General features: G+C 72.7%; 9 protein-coding genes. 4 read left to right on the forward strand and 5 right to left on the reverse strand.

The genetic code is table 11. The features are described 5' to 3' along the window. Nucleotides 1–3: 3 nt before the first annotated feature. The gene (locus BMW78_RS13285) at nt 4–4,194 is read right to left on the reverse strand and encodes an alpha-(1->3)-arabinofuranosyltransferase domain-containing protein (protein ID WP_143056254.1); all 4,191 of its coding nucleotides are present in this window, start codon (nt 4,192–4,194) and stop codon (nt 4–6) included. A 10-nt stretch (nt 4,195–4,204) separates the two neighbouring features. Then, nucleotides 4,205–4,960, reverse strand: a complete 756-nt coding sequence (locus tag BMW78_RS13290) for a class I SAM-dependent methyltransferase (protein WP_245735843.1) — start codon at nt 4,958–4,960, stop codon at nt 4,205–4,207. A gap of 86 nt (nt 4,961–5,046) precedes the next feature. Here BMW78_RS13290 and BMW78_RS13295 point away from each other — a divergent pair, with 86 nt between their 5' ends. After that, nucleotides 5,047–6,210: a glycosyltransferase family 4 protein gene (locus BMW78_RS13295; RefSeq protein ID WP_091760585.1), complete on the forward strand. Its 1,164-nt coding sequence runs from the start codon at nt 5,047–5,049 to the stop codon at nt 6,208–6,210. A 76-nt stretch (nt 6,211–6,286) separates the two neighbouring features. Here the strand turns inward: BMW78_RS13295 and BMW78_RS21320 are convergent, their stop codons facing one another. Both BMW78_RS21320 and BMW78_RS13300 read right to left on the reverse strand, forming a co-directional pair. Beyond that, nucleotides 6,287–6,418: a hypothetical protein gene (locus BMW78_RS21320; RefSeq protein WP_281247088.1), complete on the reverse strand. Its 132-nt coding sequence runs from the start codon at nt 6,416–6,418 to the stop codon at nt 6,287–6,289. 60 nt (nt 6,419–6,478) lie between these two features. Further along, on the reverse strand, nt 6,479–8,281 hold the full coding sequence (locus BMW78_RS13300) for an MmpA family trehalose lipid delivery protein (RefSeq protein WP_143056255.1): 1,803 nt from the start codon (nt 8,279–8,281) through the stop codon (nt 6,479–6,481). A gap of 36 nt (nt 8,282–8,317) precedes the next feature. Between BMW78_RS13300 and BMW78_RS13305 the strand changes: the two genes are divergently transcribed. From BMW78_RS13305 to dprE2, 3 genes are read left to right on the forward strand one after another with little or no spacing between them, the layout of a single operon-like run. After that, nucleotides 8,318–9,175, forward strand: coding sequence for a decaprenyl-phosphate phosphoribosyltransferase (locus tag BMW78_RS13305; RefSeq protein ID WP_091760591.1), 858 nt, complete (start codon nt 8,318–8,320; stop codon nt 9,173–9,175). Then, nucleotides 9,172–10,530, forward strand: coding sequence for an FAD-binding oxidoreductase (locus tag BMW78_RS13310; protein ID WP_218144353.1), 1,359 nt, complete (start codon nt 9,172–9,174; stop codon nt 10,528–10,530). The genes BMW78_RS13305 and BMW78_RS13310 overlap by 4 nt, the downstream gene beginning before the upstream one ends. Further along, the gene (dprE2, locus tag BMW78_RS13315; protein WP_091760594.1) at nt 10,524–11,291 is read left to right on the forward strand and encodes a decaprenylphospho-beta-D-erythro-pentofuranosid-2-ulose 2-reductase; all 768 of its coding nucleotides are present in this window, start codon (nt 10,524–10,526) and stop codon (nt 11,289–11,291) included. Before BMW78_RS13310 ends, dprE2 begins: the two co-directional genes overlap by 7 nt. 104 nt (nt 11,292–11,395) lie before the next feature. Here dprE2 and BMW78_RS13320 read toward each other — a convergent pair whose 3' ends face one another. Beyond that, nucleotides 11,396–12,919, reverse strand: coding sequence for a hypothetical protein (locus BMW78_RS13320; RefSeq protein ID WP_143056256.1), 1,524 nt, complete (start codon nt 12,917–12,919; stop codon nt 11,396–11,398). Nucleotides 12,920–13,036 lie beyond the last annotated feature (117 nt).

The following is a 13,036-nucleotide window of genomic DNA, read 5'->3' on the forward strand; positions in this document are numbered from 1 at the left end:
GGATCAGGCCGGTCGCTGTGGCTCTCGACGGGAAGCGGCCCTGGACCGCGCCGCCGGCACCGCGAACGCGGCTGCCACCGCGAGCAGGCACAGCCACTGCGTGAGCCGAGACCCTGCGGCATACCCGGCATACCCCCACGGGTCCCACGAGAGGCGCACCACGGCTGCGAGGTAGAGCGCTCCTGCCAGCCATGGCAGGGCTCGGCGAAGTGGCGCCGCGGCACGGGCCCCGACCCAGAGCGCTGCACCGGCAGCCGCGGCGGCCGCACCCGCCCAGCCGCCGACCAGGAGGAGGACAGCGAGGCCGACCACGGGGAGGACACCGGCAGTGCTCGGACTGGTTCCGCACGGGGCGCCTGCCCTCGGCAGCTCAGCCGTTCGGCGCCGGCGCGACGGCTTCGTCAGGGCTCCGGCCACGAGCGCCAGGGCGGCCAGCATCCCGACCCCCAGTCCCGCCCGCATCCACCGGTCAGGGGTGTAGACGAGGTCCACCCGGGCTCGCGGGCCGGCGGGAACGACGTAGCCCTGCTGCCAACCGTCCACGGTGACCTTCCGCAGGACGCGACCACCGGAGGTCGCGCGCCAGCCCGGGTTGGCGTTCTCGTGGACCGTGACCACGGTGTCCTCGCTCCGTTCCCCCACCACCAGCGACCGGTGTGTCGCCTCCCAGCGACCGACATCCACGGCGACGGGCGCCGAGGTGACCGTCGTCGTGCCCGGAGCCGTGAAGGTGACCGCCGTGGCGGACCAGAGGCTGTTGGGCGCCACGCGAGCACGGTGGGTCCCCGAACCGAGGACGAGGTCGTCCACTCCCCCGCAGACTCGAAGGCGGATCGGGACCATGCGCCGGAGGTCGTCGACGGTGGCGGAGAAGGCGGTTCGCACCTGGCGGCCGTCGAGGTCCACCGTCGGCCCCGTGCCGCAGGACCCGTGCACCCGCCGGGCCCGCGCGGCAGCGAGGTCCGCAGCCTTCGCGACGTGGTGCACCCCCGGGATGAGCACCTCGCTGACACCCATACCGAGGTGGTCGAGCCGGGCCGCGGCCGGGTCGAAGCTCGACGCCAGCGAGGGCGCCCGCAGGTGCAGGGTCACCCTGTCCGTCTTCAAACGAGCGAACTCGACCCGTCCGTCCGGGGCCACCGACACGAGTCGGTTCCCGTGCGGCGTGACGATGGCGACCTCGGTCGGCGGGGTGGCCGCCGCAGCGCCGTCCAGCCGCAGGGTCAGTGAGGTGAGCGTGCGCCGACCCGACCACCGGACCGTGAGCGACGGGTCGGAGTCCAGCGGGTCGGCGATCCACGTCGTGCCGAGATCACCGTCGACGGCCGACGCCGCACTGCCGGCAGGATCCGGTACCGCTGTCGAGGAGGCGGTCGCCGTCGTGGGGTTGCCGACTCTCTCGGCGATGGCGCGGTCGAGGGCCGGGCCGGGCACGGCCGCTGCAGTGACACCAAGGGTGTACGCCTGACGATGCGCCAGCGAGAACGTGCGGTCCAGGCCCGCGGCGTCCTCGCCCGGCGTGGACTGCCCGGTGACGCACCGGGAGGGACCGCCGTCGAAGGCGCACGCGTCACGTCGCCCCGACGTCGTGAAGGCGATGGCGCTCGGCGCGCTGTCGGACGCAGAGGGTGGCACCACGAGGGTTCGGGTGACCCGCACCCCCGGCACCGTCAGCTCGGCGATCCCGACGGGCCTGCTCTCCGGAGCCCCCGAGACCCGTGCGCCGAGCTCGACCCGCAGCTTCGTCGCCGCGGCCACCGGGGAGCGCAACGCGGTCTCGTCGAGCCCCTTCAGCTGAGTGGTGGCCCGCCTGCCTCCTGCGATGACGGTGACCTGGCGCAGGCCCGAGCCGGGCGTCAGCGTGATCCGCAAGCCGTCCACCGGGACCCGTCGACCGAAGTCGATGTCCAGCCACTGCCCACGGGGGCCACGACCCGGCGCAGGACGCCATGCAGTGCCGACGGTCCCATCGACCGCGGAGAAGGGCATCGCCGCCTGGTCGACGCCCGAGGTGTTGTCGGCGTCGGCCGCGGAGGATGACGCCGTCACGGATCGGATGCCGCGCAGCTCGGCCACGACCTCCCTGCTGCCCGCCCCTGCGTCGTAGTCGCGCTGGGGCTTCGACAGACGTAGGGGGTCGGCTGCGGTGAGCGTCGCCGAGGAGGGAGTTGGCCCGCCCGCGAAGTTGGTCTCCCGGCGGCGCGGCGAGTCGGTGAGGATCCCACCGTCAGCGTCTCCGCCGGTGATGCTGGCCGCGTCCGGGGCCAAGCCCACCGTGCCGAGAGCCAGAAGTGACTCGGCACCGCCCTGGATGGTCATGACGCTCGACTGCGGCGTCGCGGAGACCACGTCGCCCGCGTCGTGGACCTCGAAGATCTCGACCGCCGGGTAGCCGACCTTCAGGAACTGGTCGTAGGCGAGTGTCACGCTGCCGCGCGAGCCCACGGTGGGGCCGAAGGTGGCGACTCTCGAGACCTCGGCTGTCGACGCGAGGCTCTGGTGCACCCGCACCGGGTTGGTCGCGCCGACCGACCCGTAGTCGAGGTCGTTGCGGACCACGAGGTAACGGACACCGCCACGCCGCAGCGCCTCAGCGAGGCCCGGGCCACCGCGACCAGCCGCCACCTCCCGCTCGATGCTGTCGAGCCAGCGGGTGTGCCCGGTGCCGGTCAGCGGAATGGCGTTGCGGACGTCCCACGGGGTGCGCGCCAGGGCTTGGAGCGGCTCGTCGTTGGTCGTGCCCCAGTCGTAGACCCCGAACCGGGACCCGGGCAGGAGGAGCGCCCGCCCCGTGCCGTTCGCCCGGGCCAGCCACTGCGCGGTCTGCTCCCAGTAGCCGGGCAGCGCGGTGAAGGACCGCGGAGGGGCGACGTTCATCGTCACCATCGGGGCAGCCGAGCCGATCACGGCGAAGGCGGCGGCCGCCACGACCAGGACCCGGTTGGCCCGTGCCTCGACCCGGTTGCGTCCCGTGCCCAGCTGCTCGGTGAGGAACGCCAGCCCGAGCACCAGGGGCAGGCGCACGACCACGTCGAACTTGTGGACGTTGCGCAGGGGCGCGAGCGGGCCGTCGAGCGCCGCGCGCAGGGCCTCGGACCCGAAACCGTCCACGGCCGCCACGTGACCCAGCGTGAGCATCACGGTCCCGACACCGAGGGTGACCAGGAGCCAGGTCCGCTCCGGCATGCCGCGACGCGCCAGGCCGACCAGCCCCAGGGCCGCCAACAGCCCGGTCAGCACGACCAGCACGCCGGACGTCAGCAGCAGGAGCCCCGCGGTGGAACCCGACGCCGACAGGTAGGCGATCCAGTCATGGGTCCCGCGCAGCACCTCGACCAGGCTCGTGGTGCTGGTGGTGATGGAGGCCGACTCGATGTAGTCGAGGAAGGGAGGGCTGTACCTCCCCAGCAGGAACAGCGGCACCAGCCACCAGAGACAGGCCAGCACGAGCCCCAACCCCCACCAGGCGGCGAGGCGCAGGAGACCACGGTCCCAGCGCCGCGTCAGGAACCACACCACCGCCGGCAGGAGGGCAGCGGCGTCCAGCGCCGCGTTGACACCGCCCATCGCCAGCACGGCCAGGGCGGACCGCAGTGCCGCGTGGCGCGGCGAGTACCCGGGGTCACCCGTCCGCACGAGGGGCACCAGCACCCACGCCGACAAGGCCATCGGCCAGGCCTCGGCCGACACCGGCCCCAGCACCGTCAGGACGTGCGGTGAGAGCGCGAACGCGAGACCGGCCAAGAGCTGTGAGGGACCTGAGCCCACCCCGAGACGTCGAGCCAGTGCCACGACGCCGGTGTAGGCGGTGCACAGCACCAGAGCCCACCACAACCTCTGGACCACCCACTCGGGGACGTCCAGGGCGCGGCCGGCGACGAAGAAGGGCCCCATCGGGAACAGGTATCCGTAGGCCTGGTTCTGCAGCTGGCCGGAGGCGCCGAGCGGGTCCCAGAGATGCAGCCCGCGCGCCAGGAAACGCAGTGGGTCGACGACCAGGTCGAGCTTGGTGTCGGAGACGACCGAGCCGGCGGACTGGCTGAGGGCGAACGCCGTGAGCAGTGCGCACACCACGGCATGGCGCACCCGCCACACGAAGGACATCGGCTCGAGTCCGGGGGCAGCGTCGTCTCGGGGCCCGGTGCCCCGGGAGTCGGGTGCGCCGACCGGCGCCGCGGCCGTCCGCTCGTCCACGGAGATCACGTCAACGGACCCGCAGCACGAGGACCATGTTCCACACCGCGCACTCGCGCAGCCCGGGGACCCGGGCGACCCAGTGGGCCCACCGCGGGTGGTAGCGCGGGAACGCGGCGACCAGGTCCACCCGGGGCGTCGCGCGGACCCAGCCGAGCATGGGTCCGGCGTGGGTGGCGAACAGTGACCGGCCGAAGTCGTTCTTGGGCCGGCGCCCGGTGCGCCGCGTGTAGCGCTCGGCGGCCCAGGTGCCTCCGAGGAAGTGCCAGGGCGACGTCTCGTGGCCACCCCAGGGCGAGAACCAGGTCGTCCACGACAGGAACACGATGCCGCCGCTGCGGGTGATCCGGACCATCTCCTCCGCCATGGCGACGGGGTCGGGAACGTGCTCGAGGACGTTGCTGGAGTAGGCGATGTCCACCGCGTCGTCGACAAAGGGGAGCTGCAGACCACTCCCCATCACGGTGTTGGATCCCGGGCTCCCCGCTGCGCTGAGCTCACCGGCATCGGCGTCCAGTGCGGCATACCGGGCCCCCGCCGCGGCAAAGGCGTCGGCGAAGTAGCCCGGTCCCCCGCCCACGTCCAGGACCGAGGCGCCGCCGAGGTCCGTGAACCGGGCGAGCTCGCGCACCGAGTCACGTGCCAGCAGGCCGTAGAAGACGTCCGGCCGGGTCTGCTCGAGGCGGAAGGCCCGGAAGAGCTGGACCGAGCGTCGCAGTGAGCCCGAGGGAGCCAGGCGGGCCGATGCCGCCAGGGATGCGTTCACTGCGTGGTCTTCTTCTCCGTTGACGAGCGTCGTGCTACCGGCAGGTACGATAACCGACGCCGCCATGACGAAGGGGTCACTACAGGGTGAGACACCGCACCACACCGGCACGTCCGCACGTGCTGCTCCTGAACTGGCGCGACACCGGCCACCCCGATGGGGGTGGGTCGGAGGTCTACCTCGAACACGTCGCCGACGGCTTGGCCGCGCTCGGTCGCGACGTCACCCTCCTGACGGCCCGGTATGCCGGGTCGGCGGCCCACGAGGTGCGGCCCAGTGGCGTGCGCGTGGTCCGGGTGGGTGGACGCCTCGGCGTCTACCCGCTGGCTGCCCTGACGGTGCTGCTGCGACGGATCCCCCGGCCCGACGTCGTCATCGAGACCCAGAACGGGATGCCCTACCTCGCCGCCCTCTGGGCCCGCAGGACGCCGCACGCCGTGCTGGTCCACCACGTGCACCGGGAGCAGTGGCCCGTCGTCTTCCCTCCCCGCGTGGCCAGGGCGGGCTGGTGGATCGAGTCGCGGTTGGCGCCCAGCGTGAACCGTCACCGGCCCTACGTCACCGTCTCCGAGCTCAGCAGGGCGGAGCTGGTCGACCTCGGGGTCCGGGCCGACCAGATCAGAGTGGTCCACAACGGGGTGCTTCCCCCGCCGGCACAGGACGTCGGGCGCACGCTCCATCCCCAGCTGCTGGTCCTCGGCCGGCTGGTCCCGCACAAGCGGGTCGAGATCGCCCTGTCCGTGGTCGAGCGGCTGCGACCGGAGTTCCCCGGCCTGCGCCTGGTCGTCGCCGGCCGCGGCTGGTGGGAGGACGAGCTGCGACGCGAGGTCGACGAGCGCGGGCTGGCCGAGGCCGTCGACCTGCGGGGCTTCGTCTCGGACGAGGAGCGCCACCGCCTGTACGCCAGCAGCTGGGTGTCGCTCGTGCCCTCCCTCAAGGAGGGCTGGGGACTGGTCGTCGTCGAGGCCGGGCTCCACGAGACGCCCAGCGTGGCGTTCGACGGTGCGGGCGGGGTCACCGAGTCGATCATCGACGGCACCACCGGGCTGCTGGCTCGCCGTGACGACGTCGACCACTTCGTGGCGCTGACGCGAGAGCTTCTCCTCGACGAGGGCAGGCGCACGGACATGGGGCTCAAGGCGGCAGCCTTCGCCAGCCAGTTCACCTGGCCCGAAACGGTGGCGGGCTTCGACGCCCTCGTGACCGAGCTGCTGGCACAACCCCGTGCAGGACGCGGACGGAGCCGCTGACACAGCGACGAGGAAACGGGTTCCGCGACCGGTGCCCGGGCCGTCAGCACTCGCCGCGGCCCTCACCCCGGGTGGGTCAGGGGTTGCTGCCGTAGTCGTACAGCGGAGCCTGGCTCTGGCGAACGGGGGGCTGGGCAGCCTGGTACACGCCATAGCTGGCGCCGAGACCGAGCAGCGCCGAGACGATGGCCGTGACAGCGATGCGCATGCTGCTCGTGTACCTCCATGGACGCGGGTGACCGGGCCCCGCCTGGGGCCCCATCCGATGCTACTGCACGGTATCAGCGTTGCATCGGCTGTCGGGACGCTTTGGCGCGCCCCCGGTCGCCCGCCCCCAGTCCCCCGCCACGAGGACCACGACCACGACCACGGCGAGCAGGTCGCCCCACAGCACCACGAGCCATGGTGGCTGCCAGCGTCGGGCGGGGTCGGCGGCAGCGACGGGATCGACCACGGGCACCTCGTACAGGCGAAGCCGGGACCCGGCATACCGTTCGACGGTGCCGGCGGGCGGCGCCGCCCCGTCGACGTCCACGACGACCCAGCGCACGCCGAGCTGCCCGAGGCGGGACGTCGGCGAACCACTCCGGAGCGCGGCGGCGACCTCCGTCGCCAAGCGGTCCTCGCCGGGGACCCGCACGACCGCCCCGCTCGGCTGGCGCACCACGAGGTCGGAGGACGACACGGTCACGGCACTGAGGAAGCGGGGCAGCGGCTGCAGGCTCGACCGATGGCCGTTCCACGGAAAGCGCCGGTACGCCTCGAACGGCAGCACCGCCACGGCGCCGTCAGCAGCATCCACCATGCGAGCCACGGCGGCATAGTCGGCGGGGTACTGCGTGGGGACGAGCCGCCCTGACACCCCCCAGCCGGCGGCCGGAAGGGCAGCCACCGGCAGGAGGCCCACCAGCACCACCAGGACGCGCCCGGGGCGGGCGACGGTCGACGCCAGGGCCTCGATCGCCAGACCGAGCCCGACACTCGTCGCCAGCACCCACGGCGCCACCTGCCGGGAACCGTCGCGAAGCAGGCCTCCGCCGGGCAGACCGGCCATGGCGTCGGCCACCAGCGGCACAGCCGTGGCGGTCGCCACGAGCAGGCCGAGTCCCCCCACGACGGTGACGGCGGCGGCACCCGGTGTCCTTCGCCGCAGGCCCAGCACCAGCCCTGCCAGTGAGATCAGCAACAGCGCAGCGGCCATCAGCGAACCCACGACCGTGAGTCGACCGGGGGGCACGACCTGCCCGTTCCAGACGCCTCCGCCGGTCAGGAGGCTGAACAGCACGCCGAAGGCCGTGTCCGCGTGGGGGGTGAAGACGGTCGCCCCCAGGGGATCCCCCACCGTGCCGCCCGGTCGAGCCACGGCGGGGACGGCCCACGGCAGCGCCGTCGCCACCAGGAGCAGGGCGAGCAGGACGGCGCGACGGCCGAGGGCGCGCGCCCGCCCGCCGGAACCCGCTTCTTCTGCCGCACCGGTCCGGGACACCGCACCGGTCACGTACGCCGGCACCGCTCCGAGCACCACCAGCAGCCATGCGGGCGCTCCACCGAGCGACCCGAGCACGATGGCTGCGCTCGCGGCGCGACCGCTCGACGTGGGCTGGAGGCCGAGCCGCCAGCACCCCCGGACGACCCACGGGAGCGCGGCGTAGCCGGCCAGCACCGCCCACTGCCCGATGGCCAGTCGCTCGGCCACGAATGGGTTCCAGACGTAGGCCAGCGCCACGGCGGCGGCTGCGAGCGGCCGCAGGGGCACCACCCGCGCGGCGCCGGCACCGGCCGCCACGAGCAGGGCCAGCAGGACCAGCTTCTGGACGAGCTGGCCGGGGAGCACACTGCCGGCCAGGGCCACCACGAGGTCGCTGGGCACCGCGCGGGGCGCAGCCGCCCCGATGCCGAGCAGCGACGCGTTCAGGGGCAGCTTGGGGACGAACACCATGTCGCCGACCAGCACGAACCCCGGCAGCAGTGCTGGACCGAGGACGACCACAGCGGCGACGAGCGACGTGCCCCACGTCGGCAGCGCTCGCACCAGCGCGCTCCGGCTCCGGCGCGCCGGTTGTCCATTCATCGATCGGACCCTAGACCAGACCGCTAGTCTGACGCCGTGATTCGGGGCGTGCTCTCTCTGCTGCGCCCAAAACAGTGGGTGAAGAACGTCCTCGTCGCGGCGGCCCCGCTCGCGGCGGGAACGCTGTTGCATGCCGATGTCGCCCTCGACACCCTCCGCGCCTTCGTCGTCTTCTGCCTCGCCAGCAGCGCGACGTACTGCTTCAACGACGTGCTCGACGCCGAGGCCGACGCGCGGCACCCCACCAAGTGCCGCCGCCCGGTGGCGTCCGGGGTGGTGAGCCGCCCCGTGGCCCTGGGGCTGTCGGTGGTGCTCGCAGGTGGTGCCCTCGCGCTCGCGGGACCGCTGTCGTTCGCCCTCGTGGTGGCGGGCTACCTGGTCGTCAACATCGCCTACAGCGCCTGGCTCAAGCACCGGCCCGTCATCGAGCTGGGCCTCGTCTCGAGCGGGTTCCTGTTGCGCGCCGTGGGCGGCGGCCTCGCCACGAACCTGCCGCTCTCGCAGTGGTTCCTCATCGTCACCGCGTTCGGCTCGCTGTTCATGGTCACGGGCAAGCGGCTGTCCGAGCTGACCGCCGCCGAGCACGCCGGGTCGGTCGTCCGGCGCAGCCTCACGTACTACCCGCTCTCGTACCTCCGGATGATCCTGGGCATCACCGCGGGCGTCGCCATCACCGCCTACTGCCTGTGGGCCTTCGAGGTGGGTGCGGCCCATCCGCGGGGCGTCTGGACGGCGATCAGCATCGCGCCCTTCGTGCTGGCCATCATGCGCTACGCCCTCGACACCGACCTCGGTCGTGTCGAGGAGCCCGAGCAGGTCCTCCTGCGCGACCCCACGCTCCAGGTCCTCGGTGTGCTGTGGCTCGTGACCTTCGCTGTGGGCGTGACGCCGTGACCGGGGTGGAGTCGACGCTGCTGACCGGTTGGGGACGCGCCACCGCGTCGTTGGCGGAGGTCAGCCACGAGGCATCCGTCGAGGAGATCGCCGAGACCGTTCGCTCCGCCCGCGGCACGCCTCGGGGCCGAGGGGTCCTGTCGCGCGGGCTCGGGCGCAGCTACGGGGACGCCGCGCAGAACGGTGGCGGGCGGGTCATCCGCACCGACGCCCTGACGGGCATCGGTGTCATCGACGCCTCGGGGCAGGTCGACGTCGGAGCCGGCGCCAGCATCGGCGACGTGTTGGCGTATGCCGTGCCTCGAGGCTGGTTCGTGCCGGTCACCCCGGGCACCCGGCACGTCACCCTCGGCGGGGCCGTGGCGGCCGACGTCCACGGGAAGAACCACCACCGCGACGGGAGCATCGGCTCCCACGTCGTGGAACTCGACCTGGTCGACGGCAGGGGGCAGCTGCAGACGCTGCGCCCGACGTCCCCGGGCTTCGGCGCCGTGGTCGGTGGCATGGGCCTGTCCGGTGTCGTCACCCGGGTCCGCCTGCGTCTGCGGCCGATCGAGACCGCGAGCCTGACCGTGCACACCCGCCGCACCGCGGACCTCGACGAGACCATGGCCGCCCTGGTCGCTGCCGACCAGGAGCACCGGTACACCGTGGCGTGGCTGGACACCCTCTCCTCCGGGGCCTCGTTCGGTCGCGGGGTGCTCACCAGCGGCGACCACAGCACCGTCGGCTCCAGCCCGGGGGGCGAGCCCACTCCCCTGCACGACTTCACCACGGGGCGGGTGCTGCCCGGACCGCCGTGGGCGCCTCCGGCGCTGCTCACCCGGCGCAGGATGCGGATGTTCAACGAGGCCTACTACCGGGCGGCTCCCTCGCGCGCCACGCTCTCCCAGGAGTCCGTCGCCGCGTTCTTCCACCCCCTCGACGTCATCTCGGGGTGGAACCGGATCTACGGCAGGACGGGGTTCCTGCAGTACCAGTTCGCGGTCGCCGACGACTCGTGCGTGCGCCACGTCATCGAGATGTTCCAGCGAGCGGGGGTGCCCGGCTTCCTCGCCGTCCTGAAGCGGTTCGGCCCCGGCACCGAGGGCGCTCCGCTGTCGTTCCCCCGCCCGGGCTGGACGCTCGCCCTGGACATGCCCGCCCTGCCGGGCGTGCGCGACGTCCTCGACGCAGCCGATGACTACCTCGTCGCGCGCGGCGGCCGCCTCTACCTCGCCAAGGACTCTCGGGTGAAGCCGGAGCTCATCCCCGCGATGTACCCCGACCTCGACCGCTGGCGCGAGCTGCGCGACCAGCTCGACCCCGACCACGTGTTCGCATCCGACCTCGCCAGGAGACTGACCCTTTGCTAGACGCCCTCGGTTCCCCGCAGTCCCTCCTCGTCCTCGGGGCGAGCTCCGACATAGCCCAGGCAACGGTCGCCGCAGTGGCGGCGCGAGGGCGGCTCAACAGGGTGGTGCTCGCAGGGCGCCCGGGTGAGCGCAGGGACGCAGCCGAAGCGTCCGCTCGCGCGCTCCCCGGCATGTCGGGTGCCGCCATCACCGCCGTCGACTTCGAGGCGAGCGACAGCACCTCCCACAGCTCCTTCGTCGACGCCGTCTTCGACGCCGGCGAGGTCGACGTCGCCCTGGTGGCGTTCGGAGTCCTGCCCGACGCCGCCACCGTTGCCGATCCCTCCGCTGCGGCGAACGTCGTCACCGCCAACTTCACGGGGGCCGTGTCTGCGCTGACCGCCATCAGCGCCCGCATGCGGGGACAGGGACACGGCGTGATCGTGGTGCTCTCGTCGGTGGCCGGCGAGCGTCCGCGACGGTCCAACTACCTCTACGGTGCCACCAAGGCCGGCCTCGACGCCTTCGCGACCGGTCTGGGGGACAGCCTCCACGGCTCGGGTGTGAGCGTCGTGGTCGTCCGCCCGGGGTTCGTGCGCACGAAGATGACGCACGGCATGGACGCGGCCCCGCTGGCCGTCGGCCCCGACGAGGTGGCGCAGGCCATCGTCACCAGCCTGCGCGGGCCCAGCCGCACGGTGTGGGTGCCGCGCCCGATGCGGCCCGTGATGTCGCTGCTGCGCCACCTTCCCCGAACCGTCTTCCGGCGGCTGCCGATCTGATCGCGCCTCTCCCCTGCGGGGAGGAGGGCTGACGGGTTCGGGGAGACGAGAGCCGAACCCGTCAGCGCACGACCTTGGCACTCAGGACACGAGAGCCGGACCCGTCAGCGCACGACCTTGGCACTGGGGTTCGGCCATGCCGGGGCCAGCAGGCTCGGTGAGTACCCGGTCGTGGCGGTGCCGTCCGCGATCGACTTGGGGGTGTTCATGTTGGGCAGCGTCGAGTCGGTGCTGAAGTTGAGCTCCGACGCGATGGCTCCGGCAGCCGGGTAAGCGCCGGTGCGCACCCACTGGTCGAGCAGGTCGACGGCCGCGAGCGCCTCTTCCTCCGTGAAGTTGCAGTGCCCTGCGCCGTACGGCGCCTGGGAGTACTTCACCGGGGGCTCGGTCAGGAAGCCCTGCAGCTCGCCGCTGGAGTGCGAGGCGTCGACGCGTCGGGCGTAGACGTTCTCGTTGGCTGCCAGCACGAGGGGGTCGTCGATCGTGTGGACCGTGAGTGTGGGGGCCTTGATCCTGCCGCTCGGGTTCGCCAGCGCGTCGGCCTTGCTGCGGGCCGCCGCGTCGGCACTCACCCGCTCGCCGGCGGCCAGCTTGGCGAGCACCTTGTCGAGCTGCCCGGGTGCAGCGGCCTCGATGAGCGCCCGGTCGGCGTCGGTGATCCGCTGTGAGTAGTCCGCGCTCGTGTTGTCCGAGGGGTTGCCCCCCACACGCTGCTCCAGCTCGTAGCGGCCGAAGGTGGCGTAGCCCAAGGCGTTGAGCGCGCTCTCCACGATGGCGGCACCGGTGGAGGTGGTGGTGCTGCCGTCCTGGGTCTTCGTCTTGTCGGGGGCGCCGGCAATCGCCTTGATGGTCAGCAGACCGGCAATGGCTTGGGGCTTGCCACCCTTCGCCGCAGCCACCAGCGCCGCCGCCGCGTGCTCCCAGTTCTTGACCGCCTCCTCGTGCGACGAGAACCCGCTCAGCTTCAGGCTCGGGTCGAAGAGCGTCTTGATGCTGTACGCCACGTCGAGCGCGAGGTCGAGGTTGAGGTTCGTGCCCGCCAACGGCGCGCACAGGGGCGCAGAACCGGACAACCAGGAGGGGTCCTTCTCAGCCAGGACCTGCGTGGAGAGCCCTCCCAGGGAAGCCCCCCACAGGTAGACGCGGTTGGGCGTCCCGAAGGTGCTCTTGAAGTAGTTGTACAGGTCCTCGTTGGCGGCGACCGAGTCCTGCACGGCCCAGCCGTTGCTCTTGTTCGCCGACCCTGCGAGGGCATATCCCTTCTCGAGCAGCTGGGTGGCGACCTGCTCGGCGGGGGCCACCTCGGCCTGGCGGTTCGGCTGCTCCATGCCACTCTTCGGCGTCGTCGGGTCCGCGGGGATGGCGTCAGCCGCCCGGTAGCCGTGGGACCAGACGAGCAGGGTGCCGTTCCACTTCGACGGCAGGCGGATCTCGAAGGGCGCCCCGCCCCGCTCTCCCTTGCAGCTCGAGGCATCGCACTGCTTCTTCAGGGTTGCGGGAGCGGCGTCGCGCTCGCTGCTGGCCTTGGCACTGACGCCGGTGTCGGCGGAACAGGCGGCAACACCGGAGAGGACGGCGCACAGGCCAGCGGTCACAAGGGCACGCTGGCGCGCGCTGGAGGTCAGCATGCCCGCACTATGGCACACCGGTTGCGAGCCGGGTGCCCGGATCAGGGGAAAGCCCACCGGTGTGGCGCAACACAACTCGCGCCGCCCGCCCAGCCCTCGGGGCAGAGGACCCTCCGG

The sequence above is a fragment of the Pedococcus cremeus genome (assembly GCF_900111375.1).
Taxonomy (GTDB): Bacteria; Actinomycetota; Actinomycetes; order Actinomycetales; family Dermatophilaceae; genus Pedococcus_A; species Pedococcus_A cremeus.